The 19,593-nt window shown below is 60.3% G+C and carries 19 protein-coding genes and 2 pseudogenes; 10 read left to right on the forward strand and 11 right to left on the reverse strand.

From position 1 onward, the window contains the following. Positions 1 to 69: 69 nt before the first annotated feature. From AC0QTX_RS23385 to AC0QTX_RS23400, 4 genes are all read right to left on the reverse strand, one after another. A complete protein-coding gene (locus AC0QTX_RS23385; protein WP_474606212.1) occupies positions 70 to 309 on the reverse strand; it encodes a hypothetical protein in 240 nt (79 codons plus the stop codon). A gap of 48 nt (positions 310 to 357) precedes the next feature. Beyond that, positions 358 to 624 (reverse strand): DUF6894 family protein, encoded by a 267-nt coding sequence (locus AC0QTX_RS23390; protein WP_474606213.1) that lies wholly within the window; start codon positions 622 to 624, stop codon positions 358 to 360. 70 nt (positions 625 to 694) lie between these two features. Further along, complete coding sequence (locus tag AC0QTX_RS23395) at positions 695 to 889, reverse strand: NepR family anti-sigma factor (RefSeq protein WP_474606214.1); 195 nt, start codon at positions 887 to 889, stop codon at positions 695 to 697. A 1,069-nt stretch (positions 890 to 1,958) separates the two neighbouring features. Then, positions 1,959 to 2,081, reverse strand: a complete 123-nt coding sequence (locus AC0QTX_RS23400; protein ID WP_474606215.1) for a hypothetical protein — start codon at positions 2,079 to 2,081, stop codon at positions 1,959 to 1,961. Between the two features lie 663 nt (positions 2,082 to 2,744). Between AC0QTX_RS23400 and AC0QTX_RS23405 the strand changes: the two genes are divergently transcribed. The 3 genes from AC0QTX_RS23405 to AC0QTX_RS23415 all read left to right on the forward strand — a co-directional run bounded on the left by AC0QTX_RS23405 (position 2,745) and on the right by AC0QTX_RS23415 (position 3,979). Further along, positions 2,745 to 3,158, forward strand: coding sequence for a hypothetical protein (locus tag AC0QTX_RS23405; RefSeq protein WP_474606216.1), 414 nt, complete (start codon positions 2,745 to 2,747; stop codon positions 3,156 to 3,158). A gap of 57 nt (positions 3,159 to 3,215) precedes the next feature. Further along, positions 3,216 to 3,506, forward strand: a complete 291-nt coding sequence (locus AC0QTX_RS23410) for a DUF6894 family protein (RefSeq protein ID WP_474606217.1) — start codon at positions 3,216 to 3,218, stop codon at positions 3,504 to 3,506. Positions 3,507 to 3,727: 221 nt separating this feature from the next. Then, positions 3,728 to 3,979 carry a DUF6894 family protein gene (locus tag AC0QTX_RS23415; RefSeq protein WP_474606218.1) on the forward strand — a complete coding sequence of 84 codons (252 nt, stop codon included), beginning with the start codon at positions 3,728 to 3,730 and terminating at the stop codon, positions 3,977 to 3,979. Positions 3,980 to 4,157: 178 nt separating this feature from the next. Here the strand turns inward: AC0QTX_RS23415 and AC0QTX_RS23420 are convergent, their stop codons facing one another. Next, the gene (locus tag AC0QTX_RS23420) at positions 4,158 to 4,403 is read right to left on the reverse strand and encodes a DUF6894 family protein (RefSeq protein ID WP_474606219.1); all 246 of its coding nucleotides are present in this window, start codon (positions 4,401 to 4,403) and stop codon (positions 4,158 to 4,160) included. A gap of 465 nt (positions 4,404 to 4,868) precedes the next feature. On the opposite strand from AC0QTX_RS23420, the gene AC0QTX_RS23425 reads away from it, so the two are divergent. Next, positions 4,869 to 5,036 (forward strand): hypothetical protein, encoded by a 168-nt coding sequence (locus AC0QTX_RS23425; protein WP_474606220.1) that lies wholly within the window; start codon positions 4,869 to 4,871, stop codon positions 5,034 to 5,036. 775 nt (positions 5,037 to 5,811) lie between these two features. Here AC0QTX_RS23425 and AC0QTX_RS23430 read toward each other — a convergent pair. Both AC0QTX_RS23430 and AC0QTX_RS23435 read right to left on the reverse strand, forming a co-directional pair. Then, entirely contained in the window at positions 5,812 to 6,363 is a 552-nt protein-coding gene (locus AC0QTX_RS23430; RefSeq protein ID WP_474606221.1) for a hypothetical protein, read from the reverse strand. A 71-nt stretch (positions 6,364 to 6,434) separates the two neighbouring features. Next, entirely contained in the window at positions 6,435 to 8,165 is a 1,731-nt protein-coding gene (locus AC0QTX_RS23435; RefSeq protein WP_474606222.1) for a MobA/MobL family protein, read from the reverse strand. A 195-nt stretch (positions 8,166 to 8,360) separates the two neighbouring features. On the opposite strand from AC0QTX_RS23435, the pseudogene AC0QTX_RS23440 reads away from it, so the two are divergent. The 4 genes and pseudogenes from AC0QTX_RS23440 to AC0QTX_RS23455 all read left to right on the forward strand — a co-directional run. Beyond that, a pseudogene (locus AC0QTX_RS23440) lies at positions 8,361 to 8,546 on the forward strand (RHE_PE00001 family protein); the annotation flags it as partial. Between the two features lie 3 nt (positions 8,547 to 8,549). Beyond that, positions 8,550 to 8,762: a helix-turn-helix domain-containing protein gene (locus tag AC0QTX_RS23445; protein WP_474606230.1), complete on the forward strand. Its 213-nt coding sequence runs from the start codon at positions 8,550 to 8,552 to the stop codon at positions 8,760 to 8,762. A gap of 83 nt (positions 8,763 to 8,845) precedes the next feature. Next, complete coding sequence (locus AC0QTX_RS23450; RefSeq protein ID WP_474606223.1) at positions 8,846 to 9,193, forward strand: hypothetical protein; 348 nt, start codon at positions 8,846 to 8,848, stop codon at positions 9,191 to 9,193. Positions 9,194 to 9,325: 132 nt separating this feature from the next. Continuing rightward, positions 9,326 to 10,261, forward strand: a pseudogene (locus tag AC0QTX_RS23455) (MFS transporter); the annotation flags it as partial. 61 nt (positions 10,262 to 10,322) lie between these two features. Here the strand turns inward: AC0QTX_RS23455 and AC0QTX_RS23460 are convergent. Then, a complete protein-coding gene (locus AC0QTX_RS23460; protein WP_474606224.1) occupies positions 10,323 to 11,042 on the reverse strand; it encodes an IS6 family transposase in 720 nt (239 codons plus the stop codon). A 30-nt stretch (positions 11,043 to 11,072) separates the two neighbouring features. Between AC0QTX_RS23460 and AC0QTX_RS23465 the strand changes: the two genes are divergently transcribed. Together AC0QTX_RS23465 and AC0QTX_RS23470 are read left to right on the forward strand one after the other, a co-directional pair. Further along, positions 11,073 to 11,345, forward strand: a complete 273-nt coding sequence (locus AC0QTX_RS23465) for an MliC family protein (protein ID WP_474606225.1) — start codon at positions 11,073 to 11,075, stop codon at positions 11,343 to 11,345. A gap of 142 nt (positions 11,346 to 11,487) precedes the next feature. Continuing rightward, positions 11,488 to 11,928 carry a DUF1772 domain-containing protein gene (locus tag AC0QTX_RS23470; protein ID WP_474606226.1) on the forward strand — a complete coding sequence of 147 codons (441 nt, stop codon included), beginning with the start codon at positions 11,488 to 11,490 and terminating at the stop codon, positions 11,926 to 11,928. A gap of 113 nt (positions 11,929 to 12,041) precedes the next feature. Here the strand turns inward: AC0QTX_RS23470 and AC0QTX_RS23475 are convergent, their stop codons facing one another. From AC0QTX_RS23475 to AC0QTX_RS23485, 3 genes are all read right to left on the reverse strand, one after another. Further along, complete coding sequence (locus AC0QTX_RS23475; protein WP_474606227.1) at positions 12,042 to 12,851, reverse strand: DUF1194 domain-containing protein; 810 nt, start codon at positions 12,849 to 12,851, stop codon at positions 12,042 to 12,044. 30 nt (positions 12,852 to 12,881) lie between these two features. Beyond that, the gene (locus AC0QTX_RS23480) at positions 12,882 to 13,136 is read right to left on the reverse strand and encodes a CorA family divalent cation transporter (RefSeq protein ID WP_474606228.1); all 255 of its coding nucleotides are present in this window, start codon (positions 13,134 to 13,136) and stop codon (positions 12,882 to 12,884) included. Between the two features lie 145 nt (positions 13,137 to 13,281). Then, the gene (locus AC0QTX_RS23485; protein WP_474606231.1) at positions 13,282 to 19,587 is read right to left on the reverse strand and encodes a cadherin-like domain-containing protein; all 6,306 of its coding nucleotides are present in this window, start codon (positions 19,585 to 19,587) and stop codon (positions 13,282 to 13,284) included. Positions 19,588 to 19,593 lie beyond the last annotated feature (6 nt).

Consider the following 19,593-nt stretch of genomic DNA (forward strand, 5'->3'; position numbering starts at 1 on the left):
CCGGAATATGAACAAAGTTCTGGTCAGTCGCGGCGCGGCTGATGAAGCGGCTATGATGTTCGTTCGGAGTCAGTACAACCACGGCTGAAGCAGCGGCTTGGCAAGCTGCAGCTGTCGCACAATCCCTTGATGGGGAGCACCTCGTTGCTGGAGAAAGACTTCGATTTGCTGCTTGGCATCTTCCCACGAGAGCCCCTGCTGATAGCAGCACTCCAGGTACTTCAGGGTTCGCTCGCGGTTCCTGAGTTGGACCGAGAGCGAACCCTGTTCATCCATAAAACACTGCGCAACCAAATCGTCGCACGGCATGGGGAACCTCGCGAGCTATTGTGGTCACTTAAGCTCTCCTGCTCAACGTCAGGACAGAAATGAGACGCCCGATGAAATGGCTGCAGAGTTGACGCCTTGCGAGATGGGCATGGTGAAGATGTTTTGCCTGTCCGCGTTCAGAACTACAAAGTGATACTTGCCTGATGGACTCGACAGAATTGGATCGAGTGCAACAAAGCCGTGGTTCAGTCGCGCGAATTGGCGAGCTGCTTCATCACTGGGGCAGTCATAGCCTTCATCATCTTCGGAGACGAGTCGGGAACCCTGGTAAAGGTTGAAATAGTACCGAGGCATAAGCCACGTCTCCTCTCATGATGAAGGCTAGGATTGCTACTCTAGGGGTGGTTCTTCTTGAAAGTGAGCTTCAATGCGCGTTCTTTGGCTCCAACTTTGCCGCAAGAGCTTGCAAGTTGTCTGGAATGGGTGCGTTCAGCACGTCCTCATATAGGTTACGAAGTGAGTGGCCGAGGATGTCGCTGACCTGCTGTTGCTGGAAAGGCAGGCAATTCAGCGGGATATTCCCAACCTTGAGCAGAGTATGAGTATCCTTTGGCAGCATGGCTCTCCCCGCTGCTCTGCCTATAGAAACTCGAATAACGTATGTTGGCCGAAACTCACGAACCCGTGAGCTGGTTTCAGCTTAGCCATCAAACAAATCATGCAAGACGGCTTTTTCCTTTCAGGCCACGCTGAAACCAACATCCCGTGGCGGGCTTAGGACTGTGTGACGGGTTGATGTCTCGCACTTGAATACCCGTTACCCGCAAGCGATTGGCATAACACTGTCGTAGTGGGTTCCTGACGGCAGCCAATTACGAACTCACCGGACCGAGCACCCACCCCGGCCTTGAATGGATGGAGGCCACGATACAAACGCCACCTGGGCTGAAGCATGTCTCCACGCCGTCAGTCTGAGCGTTGGAGGTATCCTTCCGCTCGACAATCTGAACTAATCAGCCGGTTTGACCCGGATAAACGCGACTAGCGAGTGACCGCGTGTCACCACGGGCCCAATCCTGAGGATTGGGCCCGTTCGTATGTGTGATGATAGGGCGTCAGCGAGCACTCGGGCGGGAACCTCTCTGCCCAAGCTGCGTTACGGCTTGGTTGCGTAGCGTATACGTTCCCGACCTCATGACAGGGACACACACTATGCTCAGACAGCCCATTCATGGCTTTGCCAAGCGCGTTGATGACACTGTTGCCCGTGCCATGGCTATCCTCCAGAGCCGGCAGGACCATGGCAGCAACCCCGAGGAACGCCCGCTCTCGGACAGTAACAGTTCTCACAAGACCACCTAAGTCATATCCCCAGCGTAGGCGGCAGGTCGTCAGGTGATGGCCGACCTGCCGCTTGGCTGCCCTGCGTGGACTGCTTTCAGTACGTGGAGGTGGCAAGTGTTGGTCTGGACCGCTCTTCCAATCCTAATCCTCTCTGTCCTTGCCTGTGGTCCCTTCCACGACAGCATACCGGCTGCGGTCGAACCCCTCGCTCAACTAGCAGCCGTTCTCAGCCTCTTCGTTCTGGTCTGTGCCGTGGAGGCTGGAGGGCGCAACAAAGACAGTAGCGGGTAGTGGCGCAATCGAGCACCTGACGGCAAGCTGACATTAGGCTTACGTTGGTTTTCTCAGCCGAAGTTGAGGATAACCCAAGCGCAGATGCCGAGCGCAGGCAGCAGGCCCATCCATTCGAGAGCAGGCACCGACCGGTTATTGTCGGACGAGCCATTCGGGGTTCTCAGTGAATCCATGTCGTAGTTCACAAGCATCCTCCCGTGAGGCGCAATGCAATTAGGCGTTCATACGATGGTAAACTAACTATTAAATTGGAAATCTTTCCGTGTGCCTCAACACACCGTGCGAGAGAGGCGGCGTTTTCTTCAAATACTAGCCAGCGGCAGGGCTGCTCCGATGAAGGAAGCGAGGGAGGCAACGAAGAGGAGCGCCGCACACTGAAGAGATGGGCCCGTGTTGGTGAGGTGCCTAGGATCTGAAGCAATGCCCTGTACGGCTTCGGGGTGTCGAATGACATTCATTAAGACTCTCCTGCATCTGAGTTGACCGTCTATGGTCAGCAAACGCAGGCAGCTTCTGATCTATTCCTTCACGAAGTTTATCGGAATGTTTCGAGAGCACGAGCCGAGGCTCCAGGTACCTTGACTTATCGCAGGCACGGGGGCGATGAAGCGGCTTTGACGGTGGTTCAGCGTCAATACAGCCAAAGTTGGGGCAACGGATTGGCAAGCTTCAGGTGCCTTATAGAGAAACTTCTCCCCAACCGCCGTGGAACCAGATTGCGGCCTCGGAGTCAGATTAACCGTAACCCAAACGAAGAAGAGAGGCTTGGGCGTGCTCTCTGTCTCATGTATTGCGGCCCAGGAATTCACCCCTAGATGCTTGTATAGGGGGCGAGCATGACGGATGATGAAGTTGAGGCTGTGGCGGCGGAGCTGGCCAAAGCAGGTGGGGTTTCCTGGCATTCCGGGCAGGGGCGTGGTCCGCTGAAGCTGGTCATGGATCGTTATCGGGACCGGTCCCGCCTCGCCATCGCTGCTCTCGACCGCATCCGGGTAGCCGAACAGAGCACCTCTGCTGGTGCCATCACGAGCTTGAAGCCGGGAGCTAACGTAGCAACTGCTCCTGACCCTCTCTCAGACAACGATATCTCCGAGGGGAGCTTGGTCTTGTACCGGCCTCCAGGAGACAAACGAGCCTATCCGTGTCGGGTTGAGAGAATCAACGGGAGCCACGTGTACCTCGTTCCTGAGCTTCCAACCTGCACAGGCTGGGTGGATCTTGCCAGCCTCTCCTCTCCGCCAATTCAGTAAGATGTTTCAGCGATGACAATACCCACCAACGGTAAGCCAGCACCGGCTGGAGACAGTATGGAGATTGACCTATCGGTCGGCTCGTCAACTGTACCCGCGCCGAGGCCTTCGGTGCCAGCGCGCTACTACTTCAATCTCACTGACGGCGATAATATGATCCGCGACGAAGAGGGCATTGAGGCGGCGAGTGTCCAAGCCGCCGTGATTTCCGCCCTAGAGGCCGTCGAGGAGCTTCGAGCCCAAGACCCCTCGAACTCTGATGAGTGGCAGGGCTGGAGATTGGAGATTGTCGATGCCTCAGGCCAGGCGGTGCAAACCATGCCGCTTGACGCTCTCTCAGCTCATTAATCGAACCTCTAGAGAGCGCCGATAAGGCTGATGAGGTGGCTTCAGCCAAGAGATTTCGATTCCAAAATCGCAACGCACAGGGGCTGTGGCAGTCTTCGGAAAACGGAAAGCCTGAGCCTCCCAGGAATAGTGTCACTAGTCCCCCAGCCCAGAACTGGGAGCGAGCTATGCCGTTGGAACCATACCTGGCAATTTCGGTGGGGTTGCATACTGGAGTGTTCATGCCCCGCTACTTCATGGATATGCGTAGCCGCTTTGGATGTGTCGAGGACCTAGAGGGTATTAATCTGCCGAATGCCGACGCGGCGCGGGATGAGGCTTTGAGAGTTGCAAGTCGCAAGTTCCACAGCCCATGGCAGGATATGCCGTCTGAAGCCGGGCATGACATCGCTATCGAGGTGGTCGCTGAAACGGGACATACAGTGCTGGTGGTTCCCTTCTGGGATATAAAGCAGCATCTGGAGGCGGTATAACCTTGGGCCGCTACTCGCCAGAGGTATACCGTATTCCAATGAGCAGTGACCAGCATCTGGCTCTTTCGCCGGAACAGGTTCGATGATGAGAGCTTCCTGAAGTTGCCCCTACAGGTCCCCTTGGCGCCTTCCTTTGGGAGGCGCTTCTTTTTTGACCCTGTCTGCTCTTTGTGGCCGCCTAATCGTCGAGAGTGCCTTCTTCCACGACTAGTGATAGGGCGGCGCGCAGCACAAGGTTCCCAGCCTCGTCTCTTACGCTCACTACAAAGGTGCGATGATTGCCGTCGGGAAGGGCGTCTCTGGCCAGATCCGGCAGTGCCTTCTGCGCCTCAGCTTTGGCCGTTGCGAGATCCTGCATCTCCAGCCCGTCAACGTCAGGGATGAGGCGCTCGCCATCGAAGGTGTCGAAGAAATAGCGGGGCATTCCTGGTCTGAACTCTCGTCTGCGGTCGTCAAGGCCCATCTGCCCCATGTGTTCAGCCTCTTCAGGAGTTAATCGCGAGAGAGTGCCAATATGATTGGTCGTGGTAGAGGCTCATTAACCTTTCCGGCGCAACCTCGTTCTTGTGCCTAGTTGGCACGGTCGTTCTCCCTGAATGGTCGCGCTAGCGGCCCACCTGGAGCGCCAGCCGAATGGGCGCTCTTTCTTTGCGGATCCTGTCACCAGCAACCAAAGGCTGTTGTGGACCGCACCCGCCGTAAGTGCCTGTCCTTGCGAGTGGACGCTACGACACCGGATGTATCCTCAGGTGCTTCTTCAGTATCTATACGCCGCTCGGTTTATAACTGCCTCTAATGCGCCTGTGTCGCTCGCATAATGCGTTCGCGCACTGTTCATTCAGGGAAAGGGTTTAAAATCATCGCTGACATCCCTTGAAGGGAGGGGTTCATGTCACGCGAACGTCAGACTCAATGGACCCATCGGCTTGAGCGTCTGTACGCCCTGAGAGACCGCTTTACGACAGCCCACCGTTATGACCGAGCCTACGAGGCCTACCTCATCATCCAGCATGTCTATGACCGCTGGGCTGATGAGATGTTCCACTCGCCGCGCTAGCCTTCAGGCTCAGTTGTCGGCTATCCCTCGCACCGGGGCCTGACAAGGGGCTGAGCCGGACTGACCAGCCAGCGCGGGCGCATGCTGACAACCCAGTATCGCGCTGAGGCTTTGGAGCTAGACAGACCCGTATCACATTCGGTGGGCTTAGGAGCCCGAGACCGGTCATAGTGGAAGAGGTCATCCTCGGCACGATGGCGGGCTGTGCCGGTGTAAGCGGTGCTCTGCAGGCTCATGAGCGTCCCCCTGTTCTTTGGGCCAAGACAACGGCAGAGCTTCTGCAGAGTTCCAAGGGCGCCATGAGGAAGACTGCGTTGATGAGAAGCCCGAGTGCTCCGCCTACCATGTAAATGGTGCAGGAACGCGGAGCCCTAATTGTGCAGGCAAGACGGTTCGATAGCCAAGTTAACTACAAAGGTGGGGAAGGTCTGAACTGCCTACGGAATTTACGAATATAATCAATAGCTTACAGACGAATAATGGCGGAGGGAGCGGGACACTCCGCCGTTTCAGGCCCAAAGCCTTACGATCCAAGGGTCTGTCCGCAGCCGCGGCCCTAGGTGACTACATATTGATGTACAAATCATCCGGAAAACGTCAAGGTCCGCGGTGATTTCAGGCGTGGCCGACCTCATCGCGCCACGGGTTTTCCCTTCCTCGGATCCTGGAACCAGCATCCGTTCGAAAATCGTCTCAGCAATGAATGGCCGACCCGTCGCCCTGACCGATGCCCCATAATCCACTCGCGGCGGCACATTGTCTCTTCGGAAGGGGTTCATCGCGCCCGGGGCGGCTTACCCCAGGCGGCGAATGGCCTGGGTATCGGCGGGTTCGCGTCACTCTTCCCGTTGTAAGCCGCCTTGGGGACCACCACAGGGCAGTCGCTCGCGGCCGTTTCAGCCCCGCCGTTGCTGACCGGCGCAGCATGGGCAGGTTCTGGTTGATCCATGGCTGGGTCCTGATCCTCCCGGAGCTCATCGCCCTGGATGGCAGGAGTGGTTTCGACCTGATCCTGAGGCGGGTTCTCAGCCAGTAGAGCTGGAGCGCCCGCCTCGGCTCCGAGCACGATTGCTAACTGTTCAACCACATCGATCTGCCGCTTGGTGGCTGTTTCCTTTGCATAGGCAAGGACCGCCTCAGGCGTGGGTGTGGTCCCCTTTAGCCAGAGCTCACGTGTCACCTGGCCTATGAGCGCATTCACGGCCATCTCAAGATACCGCGACCCATCGCGGATCGCCTTCTTGAGAGCCTTCGCCTCCGCCTTCTTCCTGGCTACTTGCTCTTGCGCCTCAGCAAGCTGGGCAGCGTTTCGGATGATTGCGGCCATGGGATCCTCCTAAGCATCTCCCTCTAGGAGGATTATGCCTTTGCAAGGATCCAGAATTTTTTGCCGGCAGGTCAGAGATCCGGAATCGCGAGGTCAGCCTCGAGCTCCGGAAGAGGCAAGTAGTGCCGAGAGACGGGCGACTTCAGCCCGGCCCATGCGAATTCGAATTTCAGCTTCCATTTCTCCCAGAGCGCTGCCCCAGGCTCAAGCGAGCGGGTCGCAGCCGTCATCAAGCCAGCCATCTCGACTTCAGACGGGTCTGGTACGCAGTCCAATGCCAGAATGGACAACCGTTGGCTAATCTCGTGCGCGGCCGGACTGGACGCTTTCTCAAAAGCGTCTAGGGGCTTCCCCGAGCGGGCGGCACTGACGACCATCGCCATGCCAAGGCGCTCCGATGCGCTGAAAACCGGCCATGCGTCAGGCTCTGTGACTATACCAGCAACCGTGAAGAACGCAGGGCAAACAGGGGTTCCATCCATAACATCTTCAACGGCGACGGATGTCCAGCCCTTCACTTGGGCGAGGTGAAGGATCACGAGAGCCGCATCATTGTCGAGCGGGCCCTCAATGCGCAGCTCGTTCCCGCAATCGACCAGGGCACCGTCTCCGACCGGGATTGCGAGGGTGCCCTCGCCTAGGTCGACCGGCGCACCCAGCGGCAGGGGAAGGCTTCCGCAGATCTCGTCCCAAACCTCGGATTTTATCCGTCCTGCAGGTGCCTCTTGGAGGGTGGTCGGCCTTACTCGACCCATGCTGCCAAGAAGGGCGCCTTGCTCTTTCGCGAGCATGTCGATTTCCTGCTCAAGCGCCTCCACCTCCTCCGCCACTGCTGTCCACTCGTGCCGGCGGGCCCGTTGAAGCTCGCGCGCTGCAAGCGCCTCCCTCGCTGCGACTGTCTCGGGCTGCCGGAGATATGAGCGAGGCAGTGGATCCTCCCGAAAGGGCAATCCCAGTTCAGCATTCGGTCGATGGTCGAACACGACATCAATCCCGTGTTTGAGGGCGATGCGGGTGAGAAGTTTGGCAACAACGCGACGCGGGCGAATTCCTCCTTCGGCGATAAACCAGGGCACAAGGCTTCTGTCCTTCAGCCGGGAAAAGCCATCATGTCTCAGCGGACGGGTTGAGATCATCGCATGCAGATGCGGATTGGGGAGACCGTCACTTGCGGGTTTTGTCTCGAGATCGACCTGAACCGCGAGGCCGGCATCCCGGAAACGTCCATAAAGTTCTTGAACGAATTCGTCCGTAAATTCGAGGGGCAACTCCCTGGGCCATCTGACATCAAAGGATCGCGCCTCCTGCGCATCATACCTCCGTTCGGCCAAGCCCGCGTGCGCCCAAAGCTGAGCGCGGTCGGCTGCCCATTCCGGAGCGTCTGGGGGAAGCAAGAGCCAGGGCCTCAGATGAGTGCTGCCCGCTTTCGACGCGAGGCTGCCTTGGGATTGTGGCAGCATGCCCATCTGGTACTGCGATCGTTGCTGTGCGGTTTCGCCGTCTGTGCGGGAGACTGCCCCGTACGAGACATGGACCGACTTAACTCTCTTTCGCTGCCTCACTCGCCCCAGCCCCCGACCGATTTGTCGCAATGTGTTAGTGAATACGCGCGCACGCGCGCCCGACGAATGGAAGGCTAGCCGGAGCCCTAGCAAGAATGAAGCGGGGCTTGCGGAAGGGGTGATCGTCGCTTGAAGAACCTGCGGCGCGACTGTTCGCAAAAAGCCGGGTTCCAGGCGCTTCTGAGTTTGCGTGAAATGTCCGCGATCACGCTCCAGTGGAAGGGCCGACGGGCAGGCCATTTGCAACCCGCGTTCCCTCACCGGCGCCCTAAGGTGTTTGACGCTGAACGGCGACCACCAGCGGCTCCGGTTGTGATGTTAAAATGCTATATCAGACCTGTTTGCTAACGCGCGATCAACTTTGGGGTGCTGCCGAGCGTGCCTCGGTCTGTTCGACCGCGCCAGCAAAGGACTAGTTAGCGGAAAGTCGCCGCCGCTATCCTGCGGGCGAGGGGGCTGACAGGCCAGCTGCTGCCGCTCGCCGCTGGCTTCAAGCAATCCCGGTTCCGGCCGCAGGGCTGGGAAGGGGCCGCCGAGAGACTGGAGGGCTTCTGCCAAGGATTGGAGGAGGCGCTGGCCATCGCCCACAAGAACCTCGACCGGTTGATCCTCGCTCGTGAATTGATGCGCCGGGTCACGGCCAAGACCCATTCCAACTCCAGGCTGCCGGAGCTGGTCGACCTGTTCCTGTCGCGCCCGCTGGTCACGGTGCCGCTCGGGGCCAAGCTCCTGAAGATCACGCTTAAGGCCGTCGACCTGATGCTAGCCCAGCTCGGCGGGGCTCTGCCGCGCGAGCTTACTGGCCGCATCCGCTACCACGCCTGGGGCATCGTGTGACGCAATCCCACGATTGACGCCTCGGTGTCGCCTTACTGCCATGCTTGAGCACTTGCCGACATAACTCAACTGCAGGAGACGATTTGTTCGAGGATCATGGGAGCGCACGGATCGCGCTAGCCTGCCCTTTCTGCCAGCAGCTGTTCAAGGTCCGGCTGCGCAAGCTGCAGTTCGGAGCCGATCTGACCTGCCGCCTGTGCCGGCACGAGTTCTCGGCCGCAGAGGTCTCCCATCGTCCCGAGGTCCAGCACGCGCTGGCGCGCATGCGCCGGATCGTGGAGCAGAGGACACAGCAGGCGAGGCCCCGCCGGCCTAGGGGCGTGGCGGCCGCTTCGCCCGCCCAGCTACAGGAGGCGGCTGAGCATCGAGCCGATGAGCCTCGTCCATTGCCAGTGCAGCAGGCTGGCGGCCCAACCGCCTGTGAGACCTAAGGCGCACACCGGCGGCTCAGCCTGACGCCAGCCCTCGCCAATGACGTGATCGTCACTCTGGCAGGCGCCGCTGCTGGCCCTACCTAGTCGCCCATGGGCCTGGCTCTGCCCTGATCTCACCTCGGGTTCTCCATGCCGCCACAAGACGCTGAAGGATCGGACAGCCAACCATCGGCTTTGTCCCCGTTCCGGCACCGTATCTTCCTGGCGGTCTGGATTGCCAGCCTTGCATCCAACTTCGGCGGGCTGATCCAATCGGTGGGCGCGGCCTGGCTGATGACCTCGATCGGCGCATCGGGTGATCTCATCGCCCTGGTGCAGGCTTCGACTACGCTGCCGATCATGCTGTTCTCGCTTTTGGCCGGGGCCATCGCCGACAACTTCGACCGGCGCAAGCTCATGCTCACCTCGCAGATCTTCCTGCTGGCCGTATCGGTCGTCCTGACCCTGTGCGCTTATTTTGGTCTCGTGACGCCCTGGCTGCTGCTGGCCTTCACCTTCCTGATCGGCTGCGGCACGGCGTTCAACGGTCCCGCCTGGCAGTCGCTGGTGGGCGAGATGGTGCCCCGCTCCGACCTGCCGGCCGCGATTGCCCTCAACAGCATGGGTTTCAACATCGCCCGCAGCGTCGGACCGGCGCTCGGCGGCCTCATCGTCGCTGCGGTGGGTGCGTTTGCCGCCTTCGCCGTCAACGCGATCAGTTATCTCGGGCTGATCGTCGTTTTGGCGCGCTGGCGGCCTGCCCGCCCACCTCGGGGACTGCCCCCGGAAAGCCTCGGGTCCGCCATGGCGGCCGGGATCCGGTACGTGGCCATGTCGCCCAACCTTGGTGTCGTGCTGGTACGGGGCGCCGTGTTCGGTCTGGCGGCTGTCGCGGTTCAGGCCCTGATGCCGCTCACCGCCCGCGACCTGATCCAGGGAGGTCCTCTCACCTTTGGCCTGCTGCTCGGGGCCTTCGGCATTGGGGCAGTCGGCGGAGCCCTTTTGAGTACCCGTCTGAGGCAGGCGCTGTCGCCCGAGGCTCTGGTGCGCGTTGCCTTCATCAGCTTTGCCGTGTGCGCAGCGGTCGCGGGGCGGTTCCGTTGCAACTCCTGACATAGGTCAAGCGAAGGCCAGCCAAGGGCGCTGGTTAGGCGGCTGCGCCGAACAGGGTAGCAATGAAGTCGCGCTGTGCGCCCATGTCGTTCGCTGGTGCACCTACAACCTGTCCCTTGCGGATCATCGCCATCGCCTCAAAGCCGGCAATCGTCTGCGAGGCAGCTGTGAAGCTCTTGAACCCCAGCCCAGGACGAACCAACCGTTTGATGCGCCTGTGATCCTGCTCGACGATGTTATTCAGGAACTTCACCTGCCGGAGTTTGGTAAAGCGCCAGAGTTCTCCATCCTGCTTCATGGATTTCGTCGCAATAGGATAGGCAGCATTCTTGTCCACCGTGATAGTCCGCGGATTGACCGTATGTGCCTGCTTCAGGGCCTTGCGGAAGAAGCGCTTGGCAGCAGCCGCATCCCGCTTGGGTGAGAGCAGAAAGTCGATGGTCTGTCCGGCTGCATCAACAGCACGGTACAGGTACACCCATACGCCCTTCACTCGGATATATGTTTCGTCCACGCGCCAAGAGCCGTTGGTCATGCGCAGATGCGGACGAATGCGCTTCTCCAGTTCCGGTGCATAGGCCTGAATCCAGCGAAAGAGGGTTGTGTGGTCGACCTGAATGCCACGATCGGAGAACATGCGCTCGAGATTGCGATAGCTGATCGGGAACTGCAGGTACCAGCGGATTGCCCACAGGATGATCTCCGCCGTGAACTGCCGACCCTTGAACGGGTTCCTCTTGCCTTCCGTCACCATGAGCCCCTCTCAATCCCGTCTCTTAATAGCTTGGGCGGTGGGAAGCTTCAAAGCTGCAACGGAACCGTTCATTACACCTGTGCGGATGGCACACAGCTCCAAGCCACATTCTCACCCCCAGGCACCTCAATGGGATCCGTAAAGCTGGTTTATTCCGGATCTCCATCCGAGATGGTGCTTCCGCAGGCACTTTCCGCGGATGGAGGCCGTTATACTGAGGGTGACATAGAGTTCTGGATCGAGGGGAAGGGTGCAACTCTGACCCGAGCGGGAAGGTCGACAACCTGCCGGACGGGCGACTAAGGGACACCGTCCGACCGGCCCGCCTGACGCTCGCGTGAAGGGGGTAAGCGGACCTTCATTTGGTCCGTCCATCGTTACCCTTTGAGTCGATGCGGACATTCCGCTCGGTCATGGTAAGCGGAGGCATTGTTTGAGCTTACGGGTGATCCAGTTCTTTGCCGTCGTGTTCACGGCTCTTGCCCTGGTCCCGGCCGGAGCGCATCTGTTCGAGCTGCCGAACAAGATCGATCTTTCACGGGATGCTTATCAGACCGTTCAGGGCGTCTATGCCGGCTGGGCTTGGTTGGGCATCGTCGACTTGGCTGCGCTCATCATGAACGCCGTCTTGGCGATCAAGCTGCGTCAGCAGCGCCTGGCTTTCTCCTTTGCCGTGACCGCTGCCCTGTGCTTCGTAGTCTTTTTCGCCATCTTCTTTACGTGGACGTTCCCGGCCAACCAGGCGACCGCCAACTGGACGGCCATGCCGGATAACTGGAGCGGGTTGCGCCGGGAGTGGGAGTACTCGCATGCGGCAAGCGCGGTCGTGATGCTGATCGCGCTCTGCTCGGTGACGCTGTCGGTGATCACCGCGCGTCCGGATTGACGCCCCCTCGAGAGCATGACGTCGGCTCGGACGGCTGCGATATCAGCCACAGCACGCCGACAAGACCGATGTTGAGGCAGGCCAGTCCGGCCCATCAAGACAGCCAGCAGCCTTTAGTTGCCAACGCGTTCTCTCCACCTTATCTCGCCAGCGAAGCAGTCCGCCCGCCGGGTCGCATGCTCCTGTGCGTGGCTAATCGACGATGCTCTGGGCGGCCACACGCCGGAGACCTCCAGCAGGATCTTGGCCTTGATCGCCTCCTGGAACTGCGACTTATCGCGTGCGGGCACTATGAACGCGCCCTGGCCGCCGATAACGCAGTCGCGGAAGTAGATGTCGAGGTCCGGATCGTCGAGGGAGCTTGGCTTCTTCAGCATAATCGGCAGGCCATTGATCGTAATGCCGCGGGCAACGGCCTCATCGCGCGCCTGAGGAGCTGGTCGGCCTTGGTTGTTCACACCGTCGCCTGAGACGTCGATCGCCTTTCGGGCGGCCTCCAGCCCGCTGACCTCGAACAGGTTCGCGGCCGCATCGATGGCTCCGGACACCGAGGTGCGCAGCGCCCGGCGCAACGGGGTCGAGGCGATCCGGTCGGCAAAGGCCCTCAGGCTCTCAGTGCTGTCGAGAATCATCCAGGGGATTATCACCTTCTGATCCGCCGAGCCGGCCCATTCCATGTAGGTGACGCCGATGCGGCCCAGCATGCCATTGCGGATCGCATCATGAACGAGCGGCGAGCGGAAGGCTTCGGCGAAGCCCTCTCGTTGGAGTTCCTGCTCGTCCGTGTCCATCGAGTAGGAGATGTCCACGGCAATGACGAGGGCGAGATCGACCTCGGACTGAGCCCGGGCAGTCACCGTAATTATCAGGAATGTAGCCCAGGCGAGGACGACCAGCAGCAGCACGCGCACGGGGTGGAGCATGGCAACCCTCCTGGCGACCGGCCGGAGGGGCTAGAGCCAGCCCCTCCACTTGAACCAATGATAGGGCAGCACCGCCAAGATCACCATGAGCACCAGCGCGACGGCATAGCCGTAATCCCAACCCAGCTCCGGCATGAACTTCGAGTTCATGCCGGAGATCGTGCCGGCCAACGTTGGCGGCGGGAACAGCACGGCGGTGATCGAGAACACCTTGATGATGCGGTTCTGATCGAGGTTGATCAGCCCCAGCGTAGCATCGTGCAGGTACACGATCTCGGACGACAACTGTCCCTCGTAAGCCGAGAGCAAGCACAGGTCCCTATCGATTTCGCCTCTGACCTCCGTGAACACCGTCCGCGCGGCTGCACTGCGGCGTGTCCCTCCAAATGGAATGCCCCGGATCGCTCCGGGGCTCCTGTGTTTCGTCTTACTATATCCAGAAATCACTGTGGTTGAGCACCGGGTGGGTTGTGCCCGTCCCGATGTTCACAGTCGCGTGGAAGTCTTCCACACCATCCTTGCCGGTGTTGATGCTCATCCGACCTGAGACCGAGTCATAGTAGATTGCATCCTCGACCATCTGCCCGGCAACCGGAGCCTCAAAGATAAGCTGAACCCCATTGGTCGCAGCCTGCCAACCATCCGTGTTCGGATCGAAGTCGAAGTTGCGGAAGTCGAACATATCGTTCGCAGCTTGCTGACCCTGCATGTTCACCACGTCGCCCCGATCGAAGATGTCGAGGAAGACGAAGGTGTCGTCCCCAAGACCTCCAGTCAGGTTATCCGCGCCATGGCCGCCAACGAGAATGTCGTTGCCGTCCTGGCCGTTGAGGGTGTCGGCACCATCACCGCCATACAGCTTGTCAATGCCGGGCGCACCGGCATTGATTGTGGACTGCCCGGCCGCAGTAACAGTCGCCCCACCACCATCGCCCATAAGCGTGTCATCACCAGTGCCGCCGTAGACCGTGTCCGAGCCACTGCCACCGAATATATAGTCGTTGAGTTCTCGCCCATATACTTCATCATCACCGCCGTAGCCGTGCAGGGCAGTAGCTTGGATGGAGCCAGTATTGTTGGCGTCGTTGATGATCTCACCTTGTGCCGACTTAGCATTGTTCGTCGGAGAGGTCTTGCCCCCGTCGTAGTTGTTTGCGTCAGCACCCATCGCGGGCTCGACATCCGGCTGCGGGGCCACCGTATCGGTGATGCCGTTGACGGTCAGGGTGATCGTACCAGGATCGCTGCGGTTACCCTCCTGATCGATCGCAACGTAGCGGAAGCTGACCTCATGCATCTGACCATCGTTGAGAAGCTCGAACTGACCAGGAGTTGCGTTGAAGACCCAACGCTGACCCGCCTCGCTCCAGGTGACACCTGCAGGCAACGGATCGATCGCCTCGTAGGTAACCGCTCCTAGTTCTGGGTCATCAGCCATGGGATCGAGATCGGTCGGCTCCCGAGCCACATCGTCCTCACTGACGACGTAGGTCATGTTCGACGCAACCGGCTTCTCGTTGACTACATCATCGACGCCGTCGATGTAGAGCGTCACCGTTGCCGGGGCGCTATCCACCTTGCCGTCGTTGGCGACATAGTCGAACGTGAGGTCAACGAAGTCCTCACTGGTCAGGTGCTCGAAGGACCCCGCCGGAGCCGTGAACTCGAACGCTTTCGCGGTCGCATTCCACGTAACCTCGCCGACCTGCACCCCATTTACCTGTGGCTGCTTGACGACCTTGATGGTGAGAGCATCACCATCAGCATCGGTGGCATACGCCTGCGCCAGCGGGATCGTGACCGAGAGATTGTCTTCAGTCGTGGTGAAATCGAAGCTCTCGGCCACAGGCGCTGTGTTGGCCACAGGCGCGCCTTCCGCAACCCAATCCGTGCCGAATTTCAGGCCGATGGCCATCACTGTAACGGCGTTCGCCACACCATCCTGGTTGATGGTGAACACCGTACGGTCTGAGCTCTCGACAGCCGTGACGTTGCTGAACTGAACGCCAGCCTTCGCAAAGTCCAGCACGTCACCAGTAGTGAAGCCCTGAACCGTCACATTACCCGCGAACCAGTTCACGGTATCGTTGTCAGAAACGACATTGACGATGGCATTACTGCGCACGTTCACCGTGTCGTTGCCCGCGCCGCCGTTGATGACCGACGTCCCACCGGCCCCAGTTCCCTTGAAATCGATGGTGTCGTTGCTGCCACCGCCGTTTATGAAGAGCTTATGGATCGTGTTCTCGATGGTGATCACATTGACCTGATCATTACCACCAACTGTCAGTGTGCGACCGGCCTCACCGTTCGTTCCGTTGATCGTGATGTTCTCCGTGTTCACAATCGGCTTGCCAGCGTACTCCGTCCACTTGATCGTTTTGTCGAGCGAGATTTCCAAGCCTTCACCTGACGTGAGCGTGAGGTCGATGAACACCACAGTATCATTGCCGTCGCCACCGTTGAGAGCAAGCGTGTCGCTCTGGCTTGGAGTGTTGTTCTCGGTCGCTTGGTACGTCTCATCCGCCCCGTTCGTGAAGCCATGCACGATGAACGTCATCGTCGCAGGCTCAGACCACGTCGTACCGTCGCTCACGCTGTACTCGAAGGTGACTTCCTTCGTCTCGCCCCGGTTCAGCGACGATAGGAATGCCTTATCTCCTTCGAACCGGAAGGTGCGATCATCGGTCATGGTAACCGTGCCGCCATCCACAGGCTGAGAAGCTATCTTGTATTCGAGGATACCGAACTCACCTGACGAGAAGCCATTGCCCTGAAGCTCCGCGACTGGGCTATCTTCCCACACATGCGTGCTCATGACCTGAGCGGTCGGAGGCTCAACGGGAGGCGCGGTATCGTTATCGGTGATGGCTGCCCAACCTGACGGTGGGAAGTAATCCGCGTAGAGCGGATCGTCGCTCTTGATCGGCTCGAAGTACACCATCGTGCCACCCTCGGGCTCATAATCCGGATCATCGATGGCCGTCACGGTCACGGTCTGCGGCGTCTTCCAGTTCTCGGGCGTGAAGGTGAGCGTGGGCGTCGGGGCCGGGGTTGCACCGTTGACCGAGAACAGAACCCCGCCATCGGAACCGAGCGTGATGACTACATCCGAAGTCGGCTTACGCGTCAGGACAACTTCAGTCGTGTCTGATGCGCCGCCTTCAGCAACGTTCAGGGTGAGCTTGGAGACATCGATGCCAGCCTCACCGGTCGGCTCCTCGTCTCCGCCTGGGGGTGTATAGGTGCCTTCGGCGAACCAGTGCTTGTTGAACTCTAGGCCGGTGACGCCCTCCACAGTGACGGTGTTGCCGTTGATCGTGAAGACCGTGTTCCCCCCGACTTCTTCCACCTTCACGTTATTGGCCTGGATGCCCTCGAAGCGCAGTTCGTCAGCAATGGTCGCCCCGTCGCTGCCGGTGCCGGTGCTATAGTTCTTGACAGTGTCGTTGCCGTTATTCACCCCGAAGTACAGCTTCTGAACGGCGACGTTGGCTGTCCCAGCGAGGTTGTAGGTGTCATCACCGGAGAGCCCGGAGCTTACCCGGTCATTGATGGTGACCCCGGTGCTAACTGTCACCATGTCATTGCCCGTCCCGCCGCTGAGAACGGAATTTATGGCTTCCAGACCGGCGCCGACGTAGTCGATGGTGTCGTTGCCATCACCAGCATTGATGTCGGTCTTGCGGTTGGTCCTGACCACGTTGATGACGTTGTTCTCTTCATCACCGTTGATGGTCAGGGACAGGCCGGCCGTGCCACTGACGTTAGTCAGCGTCAGGTTCTCGAACCCCTGGATCGAGCCCCCGGCCCACTGGTTGGTGCCCACGATCGATCCGTGGAGGTTGATGACGTTCGCCCCGTTGAGAGTAGTCTGAGCGATCGTCAGGCTATCGTTGCTGCCTGCTCCGCCAGTGTAGGTCCTAGTCCCGGTAGCGGCCGTGGTGTTCACATCGGTCGGCTCCTCGATCACGGGCGCATCCACGACCGTAACCGCAAAGCCGGTGGAGTCGGAGGCAAGCTCCGAGTAACGTGGGTCCCCGCTCTGAGCATAGAAGTAGAGGTTGCCAGCGTGGCTGCCCTGCACGCCATCGTCAGTGACCTGGACCGTGAGCGGCTGAGGTACGCCCCAGTTGGTCGATGTGAAGACGATCGGCTTCTGATCCGGGCTGACCTTGTAGCCAACGAAGGCAACGCTCACGTCCTCAGTCGGGGCGTCCTTCAGAGACACCATAACCGTGCGGGTCGTGCCCTCGACCCACTCGCCATCGAGGCCGGTGACGAGGATGTCGCCGGGGATAATCACGACCGGGTCTTCATCGTTGTCGATGACCGTGACCGGGACAGGGTCCACGATCATGCCCTGGTAGGGCGATTCAGGATCATTGCTGTCCACCGTGAAGGTGAGGCTGGACTGACGGTCTCCTTCATTATCGGAGTTGTCGTAGACCATGATAGTGGCGTTCTGGGCGACATCCCAGTTCACGGGTGTGAACTCCAGAATGCGCTCCACCGGCTCAACTTCGTAGCCGTCACCCCATATTGTGACAAACACGGTGTCGCTCGGCTTCGAGTTCAGCACGATCGAGATCGTGTCTGTCTGACCATCCTCGCCGACCACCGTGTCCTCGCCGGACCTCGTGACCGTCACACCGGGAGGCGCGGGCTCGGCATCGTCTTCGAGGATCGTGCCGGTTGCGGAGGCGAGAACGTTGCCGTCCAGATCCGCAACGTCGAGGGTGAAGGTCTCATCCCCCTCATACACGGCGTCCGGGAGAAGCTTCAGCGTCACATCCTGGTGAGTGTCCCCAGGCTGGAACGTGATCCGACCGTTAACGTACTCGAAGTCCTCGCCACCGATGGCGAGATCGTCGTTCTGCCAGTACTGGAGCGTGAGCGGCTTATTGATCGTGCCGTCCATCTCCACACGGAAAGTGATCTCACCAGCCTCTGCGCTAACCTCAACATTGGCGACGCTAAACGTCGGCGCAGGCAGGACGTTCTCGGCCGCGAGGCTGAAGCTCTGCGAGCCTGCAACCGAGCCGCCCTTGCCGTCCACCACGGTGTAGGTGAGGCGGACGGGGCCTTTATAGTCATCAGCCTGGGTGATCGTGAAGCTGCCGTCCTCGTTGACCGTCACGGTGCCATGGTCGGCCGAGAGGTTCTCGATCGACAGGCTGTCGCTGTCGCGATCCGTGAAGCCCTCCAGCAGGTTAGCCGCCGTAACCGTGTAGGCCACGCCTTCCGTGCCGTCGGCCAGGACCGCCGAGGCAGCGCCTTCCGGGGCGGTGTTGGGCTCGTCCTTGGCCGCAACCGTGATGGTCACGGTCTGAGGCGCGCTGCTGACCTTACCGTCGTTGGCCACATACTCGAACGTTACTGGACCATGGAAGTCCTTGGCCGGGACGAAGCTGTAGTTGCCATCCTCGCCGAAGGTCAGCACGCCCTGGGCTGCCGTCGGGCCTTTAACCAGGCTGTAGGTCAGGGCGTCGGCGTCAACGTCGGTGGCTTTGACCTGGCCGGTGATCGGCCCGCCGTCCTCGTCGCCCGCGTTCGTGCCGGCCTCAGCCACTGGCGCGTCGTTGGCCCCGTCAACGGTCACCGAGACGGTTGCGGTGGCCGTGGACGCGTCGCCCTGCTCGTCCGTCACCGTGTAGGTAAAGCTGTCGGTGCCGGTGAAGTCCTTCTTCGGCGTGTAGGTGATCTGGCCGTTGACCAGCGCCACCGTGCCGTTCTGGCCTTGGCTCACCTCGGAGACCGTCAGTGTCTGGTCGGGGTCGTTGCCGCCTGCGTTGTCGTTGGCCAGCAGATCCGCCACCGCGATCGTCAGCGGGGTGTCCTCGCTGGTCTTGAGCGTGTCGGCGACCGCCACCGGCACATCATTGACGGCGGTGATGGTCAGCTTGAAGGTCTCAGAGGCCGAGAGCGTGCCGTCGCTGGCCGTGACCTTCAGGTCGATCGCACCATTGAAGTCCAGCGGCGGCGTGCCCTCGAAGGTCTTCGTCGCCGCATCGAAGCTGAGCCAGCCCGGCAGCGCGGCGCCATCGCCAAGGGTCGCCGAGAGTACCAGCGCATCGCCGTCGGCATCCGAGAAGGTGCCGGCCGGAACCTGGAAGCTCCACGCCTCCTCTTCGGCCGAGGTCTGGTCGGCAATCGTTGCCACCACCGGGGCGTCGTTGGCCGCACCCACCGTCACGGTGACGGATGCTGTAGCCGTCGACTCGTTCCCCTGCTCGTCCGTCACCGTGTAGGTGAAGGTGTCAGTGCCGTGGAAGTTCGGGTTCGGCGTGTAGGTGATCCGGCCGGCAACCAGCGCCACCGTGCCGTTCATGCCTTGTGTCACCCCGGAGACTGACAGGCCCTGGTCAGTGTCGTTGCCGCCTGCGCTGTCATTGGCGAGCAGTTGCGTCGCCTCGATTTGCAGCGGGGTGTCCTCGCTCGTGGTGAGCGTGTCGTCCTGGGCCACGGGCAGGTCGTTTGCTGGGCTGACTGTAATGGTCACGGTCTGGGGCGCGCTGTCCGCCGTGCCGTCGTTGGCGATGTACTGGAATTCCACCTCACCGTTGAAGTCCTTGGCCGGGGTGTAGCTGTAGCTGCCGTCAGCGTTGAAGGTCAGACCCGCAGGCACGTCGCCGTGGATGGCGTAGGTCAGGCTGTCGTTGTCCGCGTCCATGCCGTTCACCTGGCCGGCGATCGTGGTGCCCTCGTCACCGGAGGCGTCGCCCCCAGTCGCCACAGGGGC

This window comes from Microvirga sp. jy35 (assembly GCF_056148915.1).

Bases quoted from the DNA above. Each gene is read 5' to 3' on its own strand.
- AC0QTX_RS23385 (WP_474606212.1), bottom strand. From the start codon at position 309: ATGCCGTGCGACGATTTGGTTGCGCAGTGTTTTATGGATGAACAGGGT.
- AC0QTX_RS23390 (WP_474606213.1), bottom strand. From the start codon at position 624: ATGCCTCGGTACTATTTCAACCTTTACCAGGGTTCCCGACTCGTCTCC.
- AC0QTX_RS23395 (WP_474606214.1), bottom strand. From the start codon at position 889: ATGCTGCCAAAGGATACTCATACTCTGCTCAAGGTTGGGAATATCCCG.
- AC0QTX_RS23400 (WP_474606215.1), bottom strand. From the start codon at position 2,081: ATGGATTCACTGAGAACCCCGAATGGCTCGTCCGACAATAACCGGTCG.
- AC0QTX_RS23405 (WP_474606216.1), top strand. From the start codon at position 2,745: ATGACGGATGATGAAGTTGAGGCTGTGGCGGCGGAGCTGGCCAAAGCA.
- AC0QTX_RS23410 (WP_474606217.1), top strand. From the start codon at position 3,216: ATGGAGATTGACCTATCGGTCGGCTCGTCAACTGTACCCGCGCCGAGG.
- AC0QTX_RS23415 (WP_474606218.1), top strand. From the start codon at position 3,728: ATGCCCCGCTACTTCATGGATATGCGTAGCCGCTTTGGATGTGTCGAG.
- AC0QTX_RS23420 (WP_474606219.1), bottom strand. From the start codon at position 4,403: ATGCCCCGCTATTTCTTCGACACCTTCGATGGCGAGCGCCTCATCCCT.
- AC0QTX_RS23425 (WP_474606220.1), top strand. From the start codon at position 4,869: ATGTCACGCGAACGTCAGACTCAATGGACCCATCGGCTTGAGCGTCTG.
- AC0QTX_RS23430 (WP_474606221.1), bottom strand. From the start codon at position 6,363: ATGGCCGCAATCATCCGAAACGCTGCCCAGCTTGCTGAGGCGCAAGAG.
- AC0QTX_RS23435 (WP_474606222.1), bottom strand. From the start codon at position 8,165: ATGGCCTGCCCGTCGGCCCTTCCACTGGAGCGTGATCGCGGACATTTC.
- AC0QTX_RS23445 (WP_474606230.1), top strand. From the start codon at position 8,550: ATGCGCCGGGTCACGGCCAAGACCCATTCCAACTCCAGGCTGCCGGAG.
- AC0QTX_RS23460 (WP_474606224.1), bottom strand. From the start codon at position 11,042: ATGGTGACGGAAGGCAAGAGGAACCCGTTCAAGGGTCGGCAGTTCACG.
- AC0QTX_RS23475 (WP_474606227.1), bottom strand. From the start codon at position 12,851: ATGCTCCACCCCGTGCGCGTGCTGCTGCTGGTCGTCCTCGCCTGGGCT.